At 40.8% G+C, this 16,590-nt stretch carries 16 protein-coding genes and 11 tRNA genes; all 27 read right to left on the bottom strand.

The genetic code is table 11. The features are described from left to right. Positions 1 to 419 precede the first annotated feature (419 nt). Complete coding sequence (gltX, locus tag O3658_RS06750; protein WP_371560243.1) at positions 420 to 1,880, bottom strand: glutamate--tRNA ligase; 1,461 nt, start codon at positions 1,878 to 1,880, stop codon at positions 420 to 422. A 130-nt stretch (positions 1,881 to 2,010) separates the two neighbouring features. After that, positions 2,011 to 3,360: a glucose-6-phosphate isomerase gene (locus O3658_RS06745; RefSeq protein WP_000018248.1), complete on the bottom strand. Its 1,350-nt coding sequence runs from the start codon at positions 3,358 to 3,360 to the stop codon at positions 2,011 to 2,013. Positions 3,361 to 3,529: 169 nt separating this feature from the next. Beyond that, a complete protein-coding gene (locus tag O3658_RS06740) occupies positions 3,530 to 4,219 on the bottom strand; it encodes a gamma-glutamyl-gamma-aminobutyrate hydrolase family protein (RefSeq protein ID WP_004251575.1) in 690 nt (229 codons plus the stop codon). 135 nt (positions 4,220 to 4,354) lie between these two features. Continuing rightward, entirely contained in the window at positions 4,355 to 6,121 is a 1,767-nt protein-coding gene (locus tag O3658_RS06735) for an ABC transporter ATP-binding protein (protein WP_371560240.1), read from the bottom strand. A 1-nt stretch (position 6,122) separates the two neighbouring features. Then, the gene (locus O3658_RS06730; RefSeq protein WP_371560238.1) at positions 6,123 to 7,829 is read right to left on the bottom strand and encodes an ABC transporter ATP-binding protein; all 1,707 of its coding nucleotides are present in this window, start codon (positions 7,827 to 7,829) and stop codon (positions 6,123 to 6,125) included. 188 nt (positions 7,830 to 8,017) lie between these two features. After that, entirely contained in the window at positions 8,018 to 8,719 is a 702-nt protein-coding gene (locus O3658_RS06725; protein ID WP_371560236.1) for a histidine phosphatase family protein, read from the bottom strand. 99 nt (positions 8,720 to 8,818) lie between these two features. Continuing rightward, positions 8,819 to 9,256: a competence type IV pilus minor pilin ComGG gene (comGG, locus tag O3658_RS06720; protein ID WP_371560234.1), complete on the bottom strand. Its 438-nt coding sequence runs from the start codon at positions 9,254 to 9,256 to the stop codon at positions 8,819 to 8,821. Next, positions 9,234 to 9,695 carry a competence type IV pilus minor pilin ComGF gene (gene comGF / locus O3658_RS06715; RefSeq protein WP_371560232.1) on the bottom strand — a complete coding sequence of 154 codons (462 nt, stop codon included), beginning with the start codon at positions 9,693 to 9,695 and terminating at the stop codon, positions 9,234 to 9,236. Before comGF ends, comGG begins: the two co-directional genes overlap by 23 nt. Continuing rightward, complete coding sequence (gene comGE / locus O3658_RS06710) at positions 9,658 to 9,960, bottom strand: competence type IV pilus minor pilin ComGE (protein WP_371560230.1); 303 nt, start codon at positions 9,958 to 9,960, stop codon at positions 9,658 to 9,660. Before comGE ends, comGF begins: the two co-directional genes overlap by 38 nt. After that, on the bottom strand, positions 9,923 to 10,357 hold the full coding sequence (gene comGD, locus O3658_RS06705) for a competence type IV pilus minor pilin ComGD (RefSeq protein WP_033586838.1): 435 nt from the start codon (positions 10,355 to 10,357) through the stop codon (positions 9,923 to 9,925). The genes comGE and comGD overlap by 38 nt, the downstream gene beginning before the upstream one ends. Further along, positions 10,320 to 10,643: a competence type IV pilus major pilin ComGC gene (comGC, locus tag O3658_RS06700; protein WP_000738601.1), complete on the bottom strand. Its 324-nt coding sequence runs from the start codon at positions 10,641 to 10,643 to the stop codon at positions 10,320 to 10,322. The genes comGD and comGC overlap by 38 nt, the downstream gene beginning before the upstream one ends. After that, the gene (gene comGB, locus O3658_RS06695; RefSeq protein WP_371560227.1) at positions 10,644 to 11,687 is read right to left on the bottom strand and encodes a competence type IV pilus assembly protein ComGB; all 1,044 of its coding nucleotides are present in this window, start codon (positions 11,685 to 11,687) and stop codon (positions 10,644 to 10,646) included. Beyond that, positions 11,608 to 12,549 (bottom strand): competence type IV pilus ATPase ComGA, encoded by a 942-nt coding sequence (comGA, locus tag O3658_RS06690; protein ID WP_371560225.1) that lies wholly within the window; start codon positions 12,547 to 12,549, stop codon positions 11,608 to 11,610. Before comGA ends, comGB begins: the two co-directional genes overlap by 80 nt. A 58-nt stretch (positions 12,550 to 12,607) precedes the next feature. Next, positions 12,608 to 12,985, bottom strand: coding sequence for a DUF1033 family protein (locus O3658_RS06685; protein WP_007555701.1), 378 nt, complete (start codon positions 12,983 to 12,985; stop codon positions 12,608 to 12,610). A gap of 136 nt (positions 12,986 to 13,121) precedes the next feature. Beyond that, entirely contained in the window at positions 13,122 to 14,180 is a 1,059-nt protein-coding gene (locus O3658_RS06680) for a zinc-dependent alcohol dehydrogenase family protein (protein ID WP_000649456.1), read from the bottom strand. A gap of 139 nt (positions 14,181 to 14,319) precedes the next feature. Then, a complete protein-coding gene (gene nagA / locus O3658_RS06675; protein WP_049509183.1) occupies positions 14,320 to 15,471 on the bottom strand; it encodes an N-acetylglucosamine-6-phosphate deacetylase in 1,152 nt (383 codons plus the stop codon). A 158-nt stretch (positions 15,472 to 15,629) separates the two neighbouring features. Continuing rightward, positions 15,630 to 15,713 (bottom strand) — tRNA-Leu (locus O3658_RS06670). A gap of 9 nt (positions 15,714 to 15,722) precedes the next feature. Beyond that, positions 15,723 to 15,794 (bottom strand) — tRNA-Gln (locus tag O3658_RS06665). A gap of 13 nt (positions 15,795 to 15,807) precedes the next feature. Then, positions 15,808 to 15,880: transfer RNA gene (locus O3658_RS06660), tRNA-His, on the bottom strand. A 13-nt stretch (positions 15,881 to 15,893) separates the two neighbouring features. Beyond that, positions 15,894 to 15,964 (bottom strand) — tRNA-Trp (locus tag O3658_RS06655). An 11-nt stretch (positions 15,965 to 15,975) separates the two neighbouring features. After that, positions 15,976 to 16,056 (bottom strand) — tRNA-Tyr (locus O3658_RS06650). A 12-nt stretch (positions 16,057 to 16,068) separates the two neighbouring features. Continuing rightward, positions 16,069 to 16,141, bottom strand: a tRNA-Phe gene (locus tag O3658_RS06645). A 3-nt stretch (positions 16,142 to 16,144) separates the two neighbouring features. Continuing rightward, positions 16,145 to 16,218: transfer RNA gene (locus O3658_RS06640), tRNA-Met, on the bottom strand. Between the two features lie 10 nt (positions 16,219 to 16,228). After that, positions 16,229 to 16,318 (bottom strand) — tRNA-Ser (locus O3658_RS06635). 6 nt (positions 16,319 to 16,324) lie between these two features. After that, positions 16,325 to 16,396: transfer RNA gene (locus tag O3658_RS06630), tRNA-Glu, on the bottom strand. A gap of 9 nt (positions 16,397 to 16,405) precedes the next feature. Continuing rightward, positions 16,406 to 16,479 (bottom strand) — tRNA-Ile (locus O3658_RS06625). Positions 16,480 to 16,516: 37 nt separating this feature from the next. Beyond that, a tRNA-Gly gene (locus O3658_RS06620) sits at positions 16,517 to 16,587 on the bottom strand. Positions 16,588 to 16,590 lie beyond the last annotated feature (3 nt).

Here is a 16,590-nt window from a genome sequence, read left to right as displayed (position 1 = left end):
GCAAAACGCAAAGAAAAAATAAGTCGACTCAACAAACAACATAGACGATGTCTGGGCTAATTCGAGTCTGTTTGTAAAGAATTTTACCATATCACTGACTTCTTTCCCTTGCCCTGTCACTTAGTATTATACACTAAAACTTTTGCATTTTCAAATAAGTACATATAAAAAGAACTCTTTTTAAAGCGTCACTTAAAAATTTATACTCAATGAAAATCAAAGAGCAAACTAGGAAGCTAGCCGCAGGTTGCTCAAAGCATGGCTTTGAGGTTGCAGATAAAGCTGACGTGGTTTGAAGAGATTTTCGAAGAGTATTAATTGAATATGATTCTACTTTGGCAACAAAAAAGAGAGAACCATGTGATTCTCTCTGAACTAAGTCCTACAATTACTAGAGCCAAAAGTAGTCGAAACTTAGCTTATTTTGCAATCTCTGCCAACATTTTTTCGATATGTTGGATTGATTTTTCGCGGCCAAGCAAGTAGATGGTTTCTGGTAGTTCTGGCCCATGCATCTCACCTGAAACGGCGATACGGATTGGCATGAAGAGGTTCTTCCCTTTGATACCTGTTTCTTTTTGAACTGCTTTGATTTGTGGGAAGATGTTTTCCACCACAAACTCGTCGTCTGACATAGACTCAAGTTTCGCCTTAAAGGCCTCAAGTACAGTCGGAACCGTTTCACCAGCCATCACTTCTCGTTCAGCTTCTGTCAATTCTGGGAAGTCTGAGAAGAAAAGGTCTGTCAATGGAACGATTTCGTCCACTGACTTCATTTGTGGTTTGTAGAGTTCTACTAATTTCTCAGCCTTATCAGTCAATCGTCCTGCTTCTTCAAGGAATGGTTTGGCCATTTCAAAGATAGTTGCCAAGTCAGCTCTCTTGATGTAGTCATTACTCATCCAGTCTAGTTTCTTCTGGTCGAAAGCCGCTGGAGATTTGCTGAGGCGGTTTTCATCAAAGAGCTTGATGAGTTCTTCACGAGAGAAGATTTCATCTTCCCCGCCAGGGTTCCAGCCAAGAAGAGCGATAAAGTTAAAGACTGCTTCTGGAAGGTAGCCCTTCTTACGGTAATCTTCGATGAACTGAAGTGTATTGGTGTCACGTTTAGACAACTTCTTACCAGTTTCAGAGTTAATAATCAAAGTCATGTGACCGAACTCTGGAGCTTCCCAACCAAGCGCTTCATAAACCATGAGCTGTTTTGGTGTGTTGGCAATGTGGTCATCTCCACGGATAACGTGAGAGATTTGCATATCGTGGTCATCAATGACAACGGCAAAGTTGTATGTTGGGTAACCATCTTTCTTTTGGATAACCCAGTCCCCACCGATATTACCACCTTCAAACTCGATATCACCTTTGACCATGTCATGCCACTTGTAGATACCAGACTCATTCACTGCCAAACGAACAGTCGGGATAATCCCCGCTGCTTCACGTTCTGCAACGTAAGCTGCTTTTTCTTCTTCGCTCATGCCAAGGTATTCGTTGATGTAGCGAGGCGTTTCACCTGCTGCTTCTTGACGTTCACGTTCTGCTGCTAATTCTTCTTCTGTAACGTAAGATTTGTAGGCTTTTCCTTCAGTTAAGAGTTGGTCAATGTATTTTTGATAGAGTTCCAAACGCTCAGACTGGCGGTAGTTTTCATGAGTTTCTGGACTTTCATCCCAATCCATACCCAACCAACGAAGGTTTTCAAGCTGTGAACGTTCTCCATCTTCGACGTGGCGCTTACGGTCAGTATCTTCGATACGGATAATAAAAGTTCCACCATGATGGCGTGCATACAAGTAGTTAAACAATGCTGTACGGGCATTTCCGATGTGTAGTAGTCCTGTTGGACTTGGTGCGTAACGTACGCGGATATCTTTTGACATAGCTTCTCCTATAAAGTCTCTAGGCGTCTGCCTTTTTGCTCTCTATATTATATCACAAGTCTTGCCAGAGTCCAATTTCTCTTTTCGAGAAAAAGCAAAAAGAGTGGTAAAACCACTCTTTTCAGCTCTATTATAGACGAGCGTTGAGTTCTTTGCTCAATTCTTCAAATCCTGGTTTACCAAGAAGGGCAAACATATTACGTTTGTAGGCTTCAACACCTGGTTGGTCAAATGGGTTGATGGCATTCAAGTAACCTGAAAGGGCGATAGCCAATTCGAAGAAGTAGATTGTGTAACCAAGAGTGAAGGCGTCTTGCTCAGGAAGAGTCACGTACATGTTTGGCACGTCACCGTCAGTGTGGGCAAGAAGAACACCGTCAGTTGCTTTTTTGTTAACGAAGTCAACGTCTTTTCCTTGAAGGTAACCAAGTCCGTCAAGATCTTCTTCCAAAGTAGGGATAATCACGTTCTTACGTGGTTTGTCAACACGGACAACTGTTTCAAACATGATACGAGTTCCTTCTTGGATAAATTGACCCAATGAGTGCAAGTCTGTTGAGAAGTTAGCTGAAGTTGGGTAGATACCTTTTTGGTCTTTCCCTTCTGACTCACCAGCCAATTGTTTCCACCATTCTGAGAAGTATTGAAGTGATGGCTCGTAGTTTACCAAGATTTCAGTTGCATAGCCTTTACGGTAAAGGATGTTACGCACTGCAGCATATTGGTAAGCTTCGTTTTCTGAAAGTTTGTCTGAAGTGTAGTCTTTACGAGCAGCATTAGCACCTTCCATAAGGGCTTTGATGTCTGCACCTGACGCAGCGATTGGAAGCAATCCAACTGCTGTCAATACTGAGAAGCGTCCACCGATATCATCTGGAACCACAAATGTTTCCCAACCGTTAGCATCTGCTTCAACCTTAACAGCACCTTTTTGGCGGTCAGTAGTTGCGTAGATACGTTTGTTAGCTTCTTCTTGACCGTATTTCTTAACCAAAAGTTCTTTAAAGACACGGAAAGCGATGGCTGGTTCAGTTGTTGTACCTGATTTAGAAATCACGTTTACTGAGAAGTCTTTATCTGCAACGTACTCTACCAAGTCAGCAAGGTAAGTAGATGAGATTGAGTTTCCAGCGTAAAGGATTTGTGGCGCTTTGCGTTCTTCTTTTGTTTGCAAGTTCGCAAAGTGGTGGTTCAAGAAATCAATCGCAGCTTTCGCTCCAAGGTATGATCCACCGATACCGATAACCACCAAAACGTCGCTGTCTGATTTGATTTGTTCAGCAGCTTTCAAGATGCGGTCAAATTCTTCGCGGTCGTAGTTTTCAGGAAGGTCCAACCAACCCAAGAAGTCGCTCCCAGCACCAGTTCCTTTACGGATCAATTCGTCTGCTGCTGTAACTTGTGCTTGCATGTATTCCACTTCATGTGGTGCAACAAATTTGTCTAATACTTTTGAATAATCAAATTTAATATGTGACATAGTATTCCTCCAAAATTTCTTCTTTTCTATCATAACGCTTACTAACAATTTTTTCAAGTTTTTATACTAAAAATTTCCAATTTTTATCACAATTCAAACGTTTGCGTAAAAATACAACTCTATAAAAATTCGTAAACAATGAATAAAAAAACGACTAAATTTCTAGTCGTTACAATTCATTCAATAAATACTCAAATAATTCTAAGTTGCCATCTTCTTCATTGACCAAGAATTCTGGATGCCACTGGAGACCAATAATACGGTGCTCATCAATGGATTCAATTGCTTCAACAGTTTGATCACGTGGATCCACAGCTGTCACACGGAAATTTGGTGCCAGATCTTTAATGCTCTGACGATGCACTGAATTAACCTGACTTTCTTTACCAAATAATTTAGACACTACACTGCCATCCACTGTCTCAATAGAATGTGAAGTCCCAAAAGGTAGACCTTGCCAATGACCTTCAATATCCTGATTGAGCGTTCCACCAAAGGCAACGTTGACAAGCTGAACGCCACGGCAAATGGCTAAGATTGGCTTGTTTTGACGCAAGGCTTCTTGTAGAAGAGCTAGCTCAAACTCGTCGCGAGTTAGGTTATAGTCGTCGCTATCAATTGTTTTTTCCTCACCATAAAACTGAGGATGAACATTTTGTCCCCCAGTCAAGATGAGCTTATCAATCATTTCTACATAGTCATGGACCACCGACTCATCACCAACCGGAATGACCAAAGGAAGTCCGCCAACCTGACGAATACTCTCAGCAAATTTACAAGAGACTGATGAATGAATATTTTTTCCTTCTGCGTCCACAGGACATAGATTCGCAGCTACTCCAACAACCGTTCTTGCCATACTGTTTTCCTTTCAATTTCCTTTGATAAATCTATCTTATCACTCCAACTCCTTCCTGTCTAATATGTATTTTAAAAGACTGTGATAGGTTTCTTTTATCAGAAAAAGTTGCCCTAGTCTAGGACAACCTTCTGTTTATTCAAAGACAAATTGATTGTGATACAGTTCGGAGTAAAAGCCTCCAAGCTTGAGTAATTCGTGATGATTTCCTTGTTCGATAACCTCACCATCCTTAAGGACAATAATCTGATCGGCATTGAGAATGGTTTTTAAGCGGTGAGCAATCACAAAACTAGTTCTTCCTGCTACAATTGCCTCCATGGCATTTTGAATCTTGCTCTCTGTTACAGTATCCACGTTTGATGTTGCCTCATCCAAAATTAAGACCTGCGGATCTGTCATCAAGGTACGGGCGATGGAAATCAACTGCTTCTGACCGGTTGAGAATACGCTCTGATCATCATTAATCAGAGTATCGTACTTATCTGGTAGACTTTCGATATATTCATGGATATGCGTAGCCTTAGCTGCTGCTTCGACCATTTCCTGACTGGCATCTGGTACTCCAAATCGAATATTGTCACGAATAGTTCCGCTAAACAAAACAGAATCCTGTAGAACAATTCCTACCTTACTTCGCAAACTGTCTAAATCAAACTCGCGAATATCTGTTCCATCAAAGCTGATACCACCTGCATCCACATCATAAAAACGATTGATCAAGTTCATGATGGTCGTTTTCCCTGAACCTGTCGGACCAACTACCGCAATCATTTTCCCTTTTGGAGCTGAAATGCTGACATCTTTCAGAATCGGTTTACCCGGAAGGTAGGAGAAGTCTACGTTCTGAATCTCCACACCCTCTCGCAATTCTGTGAAAACTGGAGCATCTTGAGGACGAATTTCTTCTTCGGCATCAAACATTTCTTGGATACGGTCTGCACCTGTAAAGGCCAGTTGTAAACTTCCCCAGCTCGCCGCTAACTGGATAATGGGCTGGTAATATTGCTGAGAAAACTGGGTAAACATGACAATCAAACCCAGAGCAGTTGCTGTCTCGATGTTCTTATCATTCAATAACACAGCTGAACCGACAAAAATAACAATAGCTGTATTGACCAAGCTCATCCCGTTCATGACAGGAAAGAGAATCCCTGAAAACATTCTACCCTTAAAGGTTGCCTTACGGACACGCTCGTTTTGCTCAACAAAACCTGCGATCACATCATCTTGAATACCCTGAACGATAACTGCTTTTTGTCCAGAGATACTCTCATCCATATAAGCATTGAGCTTCCCAACTTCCTTTTGTTGGAGGTTGGTATATTTTCTTGCCAATTTCAAAATGACAATCAACATGATGACAGCTATCGGAGTGCTAGCAATCGTAATCAAAGCCAAGGTCACATTTTTTGCGAACATGACAATCAGCAAGCCAATGTAAAGGGCAATATTGGTCATGACAGACACAAGGCTTTCATTAAAAGCTTGGAGAATATTATCCAAATCACTAGTAAAACGTGACAGGATATCACCATCTTGATGGCGGTCAAAGAAGGAAACGGTCAAGCGAGAAAGCTTGCCAAAAAGCCCCTTACGCATTTCATTTGTCGATTCGGCAATAATGCGGCTCATCAAAACCATATAGATAAGACTCGACACCACGAGCACAATCAAAATATAGGCAAGATTGACCAGGAGTCCAAAAAGACTTTGCCAAACCATATCTGAATTTCCATTTTGATAGGCTATAACCAAATTAGCCAGTTCTGTAACTGTTTGACCTGCAAAAACTGGAAAGAGGGCTTGTGCTACCGTTGCAATGATAATCATAGCAATAACAACGACAAAGGATATCTTGTAAACCTTAAAATAGTTCCAAAAAAATTCAAATGTCTTCATCCTACTCCTCCTTTCCTTTTTGCGTTTCGTAAATTTCACGATAGACTGAGTTTGTTGCAACCAACTCAGCATGCTTACCTTGACCAATCAAACGACCTTGGTCAAGCACTAAAATTTTATCCGCATGCACAACAGAGCTAATCTTTTGCGCGATGATAATCGTAGTCGTCCCCTTTAAATCCTTGTTGAGGGCTTCTTGGACTAAACGTTCTGATTTGGCATCAAGGGCGGAGGTTGAATCATCAAAAATCAATATCTTAGGATTGCTGACAATCCCACGCGCAATCGACATTCTTTGTTTTTGTCCACCAGAAAAGTTAGTTCCACGTTCCTCAACCGGACTTTCAAAAGCCAAGTCCATGCGACTGATAAATTCACTAGCTTGTGCGATACGAGCTGCGCGTTCCATTTCTGAAACTGTCGCATCTCCCTTACCTTGTCTGAGATTATCTGCGATGGTCCCACTAAAGAGAATGGCTTTTTGTAGGACGATAGAAACTGTCTTACGAAGCGTCCCTTCACTAACTGTTCGAATGTCCTTTCCACCAATCTTGATCGAACCTTGCTGAGGATCAAATAATCGTGGAATCAACTGAGCCAAGGTTGATTTCCCTGCACCAGTTGCTCCGACAACCCCAACCATTTCACCAGCTGCGATATTAAAGGATACATCTTTTAGGATAGGTTCTTCATCATTTGGATAGGTAAAGGTCACATTTTCAAAACTGAGACTTCCTTCCAATTCTTCATCTTCCACATCATTGAAAGTCATAGCTGGTTCTGTATCAAGGATTTCACGAATACGACGAAGGGAAATCATGGCACGAGTAACTGAGTTCCCCAAAAATCCAACCATAACGATGGTAAAGATAATCTGACTCAGGTAGTTTACAAAGGAAGCAATGGAACCAACTACTGACGGATCTGACTCTGCCATACCTGCTACAAGCCAGATTGAAAGAAAGACAGCCCCGTATGAAATCATCATCATTACAGGTTGAACGATAGAAAAGGCGTAGCCGATATAAAGGTTTTCACCCAGCAATTCATCTGATACCTGCGTAAACTTAGCAAACTGGTCTTTTTCTCGAACAAAAGACTTAACCACGCGCACACCACGTAAATTTTCTTTGGCAATGGCATTGATACGCTCCAATAAGGTCTGGAATTTTGCAAATCGAGGCCCCATCATTCCCATCATAAGACCTGTCATGGCGACGATCAAAACGACCATAAGAACCAGCACCCACCACAGCGAAGGCAGAGTGACAACGGCTAATATAAAGGAACCAATAAATAAAATCGGTAGTCGAAAGAGGATTTGGAAGGTCATCATAACGACGTTTTGAATTTGATTGATATCGTTGGTCATACGCACAACGAGGTTCCCTGCATTAAACTTCTCAATATTGGCGTATGAAAAAGTTTGAATCTTACGAAAGGCATCTTCACGTAAGTCAGACGAAACTCCTTGAGCAATGTAAGCTGCTAACACTACATTGATCCCACCTGCAACCAAACCAATCAAGGCAACAAGAATTAACCAAAAACCGATACTATAAATAGCTTCATTATCACCTGTTAGCAGTGCCTCTAAAACTTCCTGTAGATAACGTGGTTGCAAGAGCGAACTAGTAACCATTAGACCTGTCATAACCAAGGAAGCCAGGGCCTGCCATTTATAGGTTTTTATTTTCTGAAACAGCATATTTCCCCCTTATAAGATAGACAAAAGGGGACGACAGTCCTGTCAGTCCCTTCTTATGCTTTCATGTTGATACTATTCTAACAAAAAAGAATGCTATTGTCAAAGCACTCAGCTCTCAGAAGCTTGTGCAAGCACGACATTAGCATTCTATCAATCCTTTAAAAATCTTCTAATTGAGAACAGAATTTTTATTGTTCTGAACTAGCTTGCTCCTCTAGCTTAACTCGTCCAATTTCACGGTAGCTACGGTCCCCAACAATCTTGACTGAAAACTGACCATCTTGGTACTCAAGAATCGTCACACTTCCGTTATCAAGACCATGTGGATGCATGCCGTTAATTAAATAAACAATGGTTCCAATAGTCATTCCATGGCTGACTACGAGAGCATTTCCTCCCCCATTAGTTTCCATTTCCTTGGCAATGGCTTCAAAACCTTCCCAGATACGACCACTTAGTTTTTCCCAGCCCTCAGCCCAACCTGCTGTGTCTACTTCTACCAGACCTTCAGCCAGCTCCGCATAGGACAAACGATGCACATGGTCGACATTAAAGATACGAGGAATAATCCCCATAAATAAGTCCCCATCATAAGCACCATCAAAACTACCAAAGCACCATTCACGAATTCGCTTATCCATGCGATAAGGAATTTGCCCTGTCAAACCAAGCTCCTCAAGGATAATTCCCATAGTCTGGATGGTACGTCCTGAGTCACTTGAATAAGCACGCTCAAACTTTAAGCCTGACTCACGCAAGCCAATTCCCAATTCATGAATACCTCGCTCACCTTCAGCTGTTAAAGGAGTATCACTCCAGCCTTGAGCACGCCCAATCGTATTAAACATTGTTTTCCCATGACGCACTAGATACAATTTTACACTTGACATATTCTGTCCTCCATATGTATCTATTATAGCATGATTTCGTGCAAAAGCCTTATCCTAACTTACTAGCCTTCAATCTCACAACTGAAGCAAAAATCCAAGCTATTCTATATCTTTCTTTGAAGGAGTAACTTCAGAAGACTTTGCAGTTTCTTTTTTTACCTGTTCTTCTTTTTTCTCCTCATTTCCTTCTTTGGACTTGTCTTCTGTTTTCTCAGACTTTTGGCCGGTCTTTTTCAAAGGAGAAAAGTGAAATTCAAACTGATTTTTCCCAGTGTTAACAGTTGTTATGAAGCTCTTTTCATCAGTATGATAAGTTGCTTTTCCGACATCAAATGACTGGACTCCACTTTCAGAATTAGCTTTCTCATAGGCTCTCTTAGCCATTGCAAATGCAAGAAGTTTTTCTTTATTTAAGGCATAATCCTGATGATGAGCCACTTGTCGATTCAGATAAAACTGCAATACGAGACTAAAAATTCCAGCAATAGTAACGGCGTAAAGGAGAACTCCAGCTCTAACTTTTTTCTTTTTCAACACGATAGATAAACTCCCTCTCTAGTCCCTTTTCAAACTGAAAATTGAAATGAACATTTTGCCCTTTTTGGTAAATATGTGCTGATTTAAGGCCATAAACCATGGGTTGATAACCACGTCCACTGGCATCTGTTTTTCTAAAATCATTTGACTTTGATTTTCCCATGGAAATGGGGTTCCCATCCTGTTTGAGGTAAAGTCTATCATTCTCCACTTTTTCAAATTGGGCTCGATTCAGCTCTGCTTCCAGCTGATCCACAAATAAAAGCCATTCTTTTTGCTCACTTTTCTGCTGGTAGCGAACTTCTGAAACCAAGAGTTGGCTCATAGATTGAAAAAGAAGTAAACTCCCACTAATCACAATAAGAGCAACCAGGGATTCTAAAAGTGTAAAAGCTCTGACTCTACTTATCTTGAATCGCCAGTAATTTTTCAGTTCCATGATACACCTCCAAACCTCGCTCATTCGAGACAACATGAACTGTAAGCCCATTGACAGTCAACTGCTTTTGTCCAGTCTGCAAAGCCATACGAGCCACTCGCAAAACTTCTTCCTGTTCTAATAGTCTTGCTTCCTGTCGTCTACTTTCTTGAATCTGCCCTAACAAGAGGGTTGCAATACTGGCAAAAATAGCTAGTGAAATCACTGTCTCCAGTAAAATAACCGCCTTAATTTTTTGCTTCTTGAATACGTTTAATCTTTCCATTTCCTAGATATAGTTGGTAGCGAACTACTTCTTTCCTTGTTTGAAATCTCACACTTGCAAGAGACGAATTTCCTCCAGCCTTATCAAAGGTGATTGACTGATTGGACTGTAGTTGAATTCCTTTTGGAATGGCTAATTTCTGATAGCCATTTCCAATACTTCTCTCTTCCAAAATCAAGTTGATCTTCTGCTGACTAGCCAGACTTCGCTTCTGAGTTTCCCGATAAAGTTCCTCAAACTCCATAAAGAAAATTTGTTCTTCCACAGCCGCAAAAGTTGATTGAACTGAACTTGACAAACCCAAGGCTAACAGACTGACTATCCCTAAGACCAATAAACTTTCTAACATAGTAAAAGCCCTAATCCGCAACTGTTTGACTTGTCTTTTGTTTTGCATGGTATTCCTTATAGGCTTTTGCTTGCTCAGCAGTGATGCGTCCATCTGCCTCTAGTTTACTTAGACTAGCATCCTCATTTTTATCTAGAGTATAGAGTTCAGCTTGGCTTTCTACCACCTTGACGACTGCTGCTTTCCCCTTGTCATTCACTGCATCCTTTTGCTTAGTTAGGTTTGGCACAAACAGTAAGAGTAGGACACTAATGATGAGCAATACGACTAGCATTTCTACCAGTGTGAACCCTTTTACCTTAGCTTCTTTTAATTTTATCATCATTTTTTTCATCTAAAAATTTACCTCCATATTTTGATACATAGGCAGCAACATAGCTGCGTACAATAAAACGATTAGCAGAGCTACAAAAATAAAGACCAGTGGTTGAACGAGGTTCATGGTCCGATTGACTCGGGTAAAGAATGATTCCCAAGTTTTTTCCGCATAGATTTCCAATTCGCTTCCCAACTTGGATTTGACTTCTCCATATTCAATGATTAAACCCAACTCTCTTCTAAAGAAAGGATAGGTTCGAACAACCATAGAAAATTCATGCCCATTTTGCAAGGACAGGGATAAATCATGTCCGATTTCCTTAAAAAGAGGATTTCCTTGCTCCTGCATCATTTGAAAAATCTGTGATAGCTCCAGACCTTGACCAATCATATTGCCCCATTCCCGAGCATAATAGGCCGTCAGATAATATTGAATAAACACACCTAGAAAGGGGATTCTAGCTAGAAAAGAAAAGACTTGTATCTTCCTAGATTTTCTGTAGAAGACCAATCCCGTTAAAGATGCTAGACCTAACGCTAGAACAATCCCAAGAAAAATTTGTGGTAGATTACTAATCACTAAGGTAGCTATGTTACTACTATCCAGTTGGGGCAAGAGATAATTTCGCAACCCCAACATAATGAGCAGTAAGAAAGCTAACAAAATGATTGGATAGGTCGCAACTTCGATTAACTTTTTCTTGACCTTAGCAAGATTATCTAGATACTCTTCAATTTTCCCTAAACTCAAATGAAGATTCCCATGAACTTCAGCCAAGGAAAGTTGCGTGACAATTGAACTTGAAAAACCTAAAGTCCCCATCATTTCCGAGAAGGATTTTCCCTGCGAGAGTCCTAGTCGCATCTGCGATACATATTCCTTTTCCAACAAGAGACTTCTATCTAGAAAGGAAATGATTTCTACCAGATGAAAACCACTAGAAAATAAATTGTTAAAGAGAGTGATGATTTTCTTCTGCTTACTGGTAGCTAATTTTCTCCGTTTCAGCTTGGAGGGCAGTGATATGTCCGTCTTTAAGAAGCTGGTCAATTTGTCCATTCCACTTTTCTGCCTGGTGTTCTTGGTAATTTTTGTTTGCAAAATCAATAATTCCTCCTCCCCCGATTAGTCTCTGGTAACAAACACCTTGTAAAACAACTGCAAGTTCATCTTCACTAACACCAAGTTCTAAGAGGCGCTCATAAACCCCACGAACACTCTTGGCATGGATTGTCGAGAATACCGTGGCACCTGTCAGACTAGCTCGTACAACGGCACGGGCTGTTTCGCTATCTCGAATTTCTCCAATGATTAAAAGATCTGGACGATGTCGTAGGGAAAGTTTGATCAAGTTCTCATAGCTAAGTCCGATAGCTTCATTGAGCTGTAATTGTAGCATTTCTTCTTGCTTAATCTCGACCGGATCTTCAATGGACATGACCTGTTGTCCCTTAAACAATGACTTGGCTAATTCATGCATCAAAGTAGTTTTGCCACTTCCTACGGGGCCTGCAAAAAGATAAAGCCCGCGTTGCCTAAAGCCCTTTTCCAGTTCTATAAGGTCCTGAAACCAGAAGCGCAACTCTTGTTCTTGATCATGCAAAAGGCGAATAACTAGACTCTCATGGCCACGATAATCTCCCACCGTCGATAAACGTAATGAAGAAACCTTGTCTCCATGCTGATAATCACAGGAACCAAGCTGACTACGGCGTTTTTCTCCAACGTTCATCCCCGCAATAAACTTAAAATGACTAATGACAGCCCCCAACTTTTCAAAGTCATAGGTGTTAATCAAATGTCTCTCATCTCCAACTCGCATATGTAGCTCATAAATCTTTTCTTTAGGAACAAAATAGATGTCCTGAGCTCCCTGTTTTTTGGCCAGTGTAATCAATTCTTGTGCAAGTGTTTGTACCATATCTTCCTCCTCATTCTTATTATTCGAAGAAAATATAAAAAAAGAAGAAACAACTTCATTAAAAAGTTGTTTCTTCTTTTTTTATGCGACAAGTACGGTGGATTTCTAAACCAGTCTGCTTTTCGTAACCAGGTCTAAATTTTTCATCAGGAATGACTTGACCATCTTCCAACAAAGCCAAGGAATGATATTGCTGAAGAAATTCATCGCATTCTTCACACCAGCGTTTATCTTCAGGATCCCAAAAAATAGTCATCAAATCTCCTCTACTTTTGTAAAGGGGAATTTCCTTTTCTAACTCAAACCAACAAGACTTATAATATTTCAAGGCGTCATAATAGTTATCAAATTTTTTGCTCGCAATGACGTCGTCTTCCCAGCCTTCTATAAACCACCACGGTTCAAAATCTCCGTACATTTTTATAACTCGATACATAGTTTAACTTCCTTTGTACCGTATATTATAGCGAAATTTTGAGAACAATGAAAGAATTTTGCTCATTTTCACGAATTATATAACATTTTCAAAAATCCAGCTATTTAAAAACGAATAACTAGATTTAAAAACAAGATTAACCTTCTGAAATATCGTTTTCAATAATCACTTTAATCGCATGATGATCGGCGGCCTTACTAAATACTTCATAGGCCTTTTCTATTTCACTAAGTTTGAAATAATGAGTTACCAATTTTTCAGGTTCAATTTTATGACTTTCTAAGGCTTTCAAAAGCTGAGGAGTTGTATTGGTAGAAACCAATCCAGTAGTAACATTAATGTTACGAATCCAAAGAGTGTCCAAATCAAACTGAACTGGTTTACCATGCACACCACAGTTGGCTACTGTTCCGTCTACACCGATAATCTTTTGACAGAGATCAAACGTTGCAGGAATTCCTACCGCCTCAATAGCGACATCTACACCTCGACCATCTGTCAAATCATAAATTTCTTGAATTGCTTTTTCAGGGTCTGAAGAATTAATCTTATGAGTAGCACCGAAAGAAACTGCAGTATCCAAGCGATTATCGTCTAGGTCCACCATAATCAATTTAGCTGGAGAATAGAATTGTGCCGTCAAGAGAGCTGCCAATCCAACTGGCCCTGAACCAACGATAGCTACACTACAACCAGGCTCAACTTTCCCTTTTAAGACACCAATTTCATAGCCAGTTGGCAAGATATCAGATAACATAACCAAAGCTTCATCAGACAAATCAGCTGGAGTATGATAAAGAGTATTATCAGCATGAGGCACACGAAGATATTCTGCTTGCATACCGTCAATCAAATGTCCAAAAATCCATCCACCTTCGTCTTCACAGTGGGCATAGATTCCTTTTTTACAATAGTAACACTTGCCACATGCACAAACGCAAGAAATCAAAACCTTATCACCTTTTTTGAAGTTTGAAACTCCTGCTCCAACTTCCTCTACAATACCAATTCCTTCATGTCCTAGGATTGTTCCACTCTTACAAGCGGGAACATCCCCTTTAATAATATGAAGGTCAGTACCACAAATAGTAGTCTTAACGATACGCACAATAGCATCTGTTGGCTTGCGAATAACTGGTTTGTCTACATCAACAAATGACGCAAGGCCTGGTTTAACGTAAGTATAAGCTTTCATAAGCAATCCTCCGCTTTTTTATTTGTGTTATTTATATCATAATTGTAAGCCTTTCCAATACAAAAATCAAGTAATTTGTGAAAGAAATAACAAATTTATTTTAAAAAAGAAGAAACGAAAATCGTTTCTACTTTTTAGATTATGCTTGATAACGTTTTTCACCATCTAGATAAGTTGCTACTAATTCCAAATCTTTATCTAACACGATAAAGTCTGCATCGTAGCCTTCACGAATTTGTCCACAGACGTCATCGATATGAACTGATTTAGCTGGGTTCAGACTAGCCATCATGACTGCTTCATGAGGATTTGCAATTCCCCACTCAACAACATTTTTCAAACCATCTTTAAGTTTGAGAATGGAACCTGCCAAGTTACCTGTAGATTTAAGACGAGCAGTCCCATTTGCAACTACAACTGGAAATTCACCTAACATATAATCGCCATCTTGCAAACCACCTGCTGTCATACAGTCAGTGATAAGGGCAATATTTTCAGTTCCTTTTTGTTTAAGAAGAATTTCGCAAGCCTTAGGATCCACGTGATGACCATCACAAATCAATTCTGCATAAGTGTGTGGTAACTCATACATCGCACCAACCATACCAAGTTCGCGGTGTGTTAAACCACGCATTCCATTATAGGCATGAACCCAAACACTAGCCCCGGCATCAACAGCTTTTTTAGCTTCATCAAATGTAGCATTAGAGTGACCAAGAGCAACAGTTACACCTTCACCAGTAATAGTACGTACAAAGTCCTCAACCCCATCACGTTCAGGTGCAAGAGCAATTTTATTAAGAAGACCATTAGCAGCCTTCTGCCATGCACGAAACTCATCCATACGAGGATCTTTCATGTAAGCAGGGTTTTGAGCTCCTTTAAATTCCTCAGTAAAATATGGCCCTTCAAAATAGATACCACGAATCTTAGCACCAGATGCTTCTTGATAGCGTGCACCAATGTTTTCAGTAACAGCCAGCAATTGTTCGTATGATGAAGTTAGTGTAGTTGGTAGGAAACTAGTAACACCTGTGCTAAGAAGACCTTCACTCATCGTATGAAGAGTTCCTTCAATATTATTATCCATGACATCCACACCACCAAAACCGTGAATGTGTGTATCAACGAGACCAGGTGCGATGCTATAACCAGAATAATCTAAAATTTCAGCATCCCCAGAAATCTCTTCAACATGCTTACCAAACTTGCCATCAATAAGTTCCAAATAACCTCCACGACGAATACCATGTGGATAGAAAAATTGATCAGCTTTAATATACTTAGGCATAATGATAACCTCCTTAAGAAATAATCTACTATTTATTATGTCAATTACATTATAAACCTTTCAAAACGATTTGTAAATGGTATAGACCTTTTTTAGTGAAATTTTAATAAATTATTCAACAAAAAAGACAAGGTCCGAAAACCTTGTCGTTATTACTATACCGGCGGCCGGGGTCGAACCGGCACGTCCTTGCGGACACTGGATTTTGAGTCCAGCGCGTCTGCCAATTCCGCCACGCCGGCAAATAGTAACTGGGGTAGCTGGATTCGAACCAACGCATGAGGGAGTCAAAGTCCCTTGCCTTACCGCTTGGCTATACCCCAATAATATAAAATAGGCGAGTGATGGGGATCGAACCCACGCATGCCAGAGCCACAATCTGGTGTGTTAACCACTTCACCACACCCGCCATAATTTTAAAACACGGGCAGTAGGAATTGAACCCACACTGAAGGTTTTGGAGACCTTAGTTCTACCTTTAAACTATGCCCGTAGTTAAGGTTATGGAAGGGGAGGGATTCGAACCCCCGAACCCGAAGGAGCGGATTTACAGTCCGCCGCGTTTAGCCTCTTCGCTACCCTTCCAAAATATTTAAATGGCGCGAGACGGAATCGAACCGCCGACACATGGAGCTTCAATCCATTGCTCTACCAACTGAGCTACCGAGCCTTATTGCGGGAGCAGGATTTGAACCTACGACCTTCGGGTTATGAGCCCGACGAGCTACCGAGCTGCTCCATCCCGCGTTAATAATAAAGGAGGATGTGGGATTCGAACCCACGCACGCTTTTACACGCCTGACGGTTTTCAAGACCGTTCCCTTCAGCCGGACTTGGGTAATCCTCCAATAAATAGTCCGTACGGGATTCGAACCCGTGTTACCGCCGTGAAAAGGCGGTGTCTTAACCCCTTGACCAACGGACCATATTTCAATGGGCACGAGTGGACTCGAACCACCGACCTCACGCTTATCAGGCGTGCGCTCTAACCACCTGAGCTACGCGCCCAAGTTAAAAAAACTTGGTAAATGAACTAAATGTTCAAAGCGGGTGACGAGAATCGAACTCGCGACAACAGCTTGGAAGGCTGTAGTTTTACCACTAAACTACACCCGCTAA

Source organism: Streptococcus sp. 27098_8_69, assembly GCF_041432445.1.
In the GTDB taxonomy this organism is placed as follows: Bacteria; Bacillota; Bacilli; order Lactobacillales; family Streptococcaceae; genus Streptococcus.
This window is presented reverse-complemented; position numbering and strand designations above follow the sequence as displayed.

Coding starts and splice junctions, on each gene's coding strand:
- gltX (WP_371560243.1), bottom strand. CDS start 1,880: ATGTCAAAAGATATCCGCGTACGTTACGCACCAAGTCCAACAGGACTA.
- O3658_RS06745 (WP_000018248.1), bottom strand. CDS start 3,360: ATGTCACATATTAAATTTGATTATTCAAAAGTATTAGACAAATTTGTT.
- O3658_RS06740 (WP_004251575.1), bottom strand. CDS start 4,219: ATGGCAAGAACGGTTGTTGGAGTAGCTGCGAATCTATGTCCTGTGGAC.
- O3658_RS06735 (WP_371560240.1), bottom strand. CDS start 6,121: ATGAAGACATTTGAATTTTTTTGGAACTATTTTAAGGTTTACAAGATA.
- O3658_RS06730 (WP_371560238.1), bottom strand. CDS start 7,829: ATGCTGTTTCAGAAAATAAAAACCTATAAATGGCAGGCCCTGGCTTCC.
- O3658_RS06725 (WP_371560236.1), bottom strand. CDS start 8,719: ATGTCAAGTGTAAAATTGTATCTAGTGCGTCATGGGAAAACAATGTTT.
- comGF (WP_371560232.1), bottom strand. CDS start 9,695: ATGGAACTGAAAAATTACTGGCGATTCAAGATAAGTAGAGTCAGAGCT.
- comGE (WP_371560230.1), bottom strand. CDS start 9,960: ATGGAAAGATTAAACGTATTCAAGAAGCAAAAAATTAAGGCGGTTATT.
- comGD (WP_033586838.1), bottom strand. CDS start 10,357: ATGCAAAACAAAAGACAAGTCAAACAGTTGCGGATTAGGGCTTTTACT.
- comGC (WP_000738601.1), bottom strand. CDS start 10,643: ATGAAAAAAATGATGATAAAATTAAAAGAAGCTAAGGTAAAAGGGTTC.
- comGB (WP_371560227.1), bottom strand. CDS start 11,687: ATGGACAAATTGACCAGCTTCTTAAAGACGGACATATCACTGCCCTCC.
- comGA (WP_371560225.1), bottom strand. CDS start 12,549: ATGGTACAAACACTTGCACAAGAATTGATTACACTGGCCAAAAAACAG.
- O3658_RS06685 (WP_007555701.1), bottom strand. CDS start 12,985: ATGTATCGAGTTATAAAAATGTACGGAGATTTTGAACCGTGGTGGTTT.
- O3658_RS06680 (WP_000649456.1), bottom strand. CDS start 14,180: ATGAAAGCTTATACTTACGTTAAACCAGGCCTTGCGTCATTTGTTGAT.
- nagA (WP_049509183.1), bottom strand. CDS start 15,471: ATGCCTAAGTATATTAAAGCTGATCAATTTTTCTATCCACATGGTATT.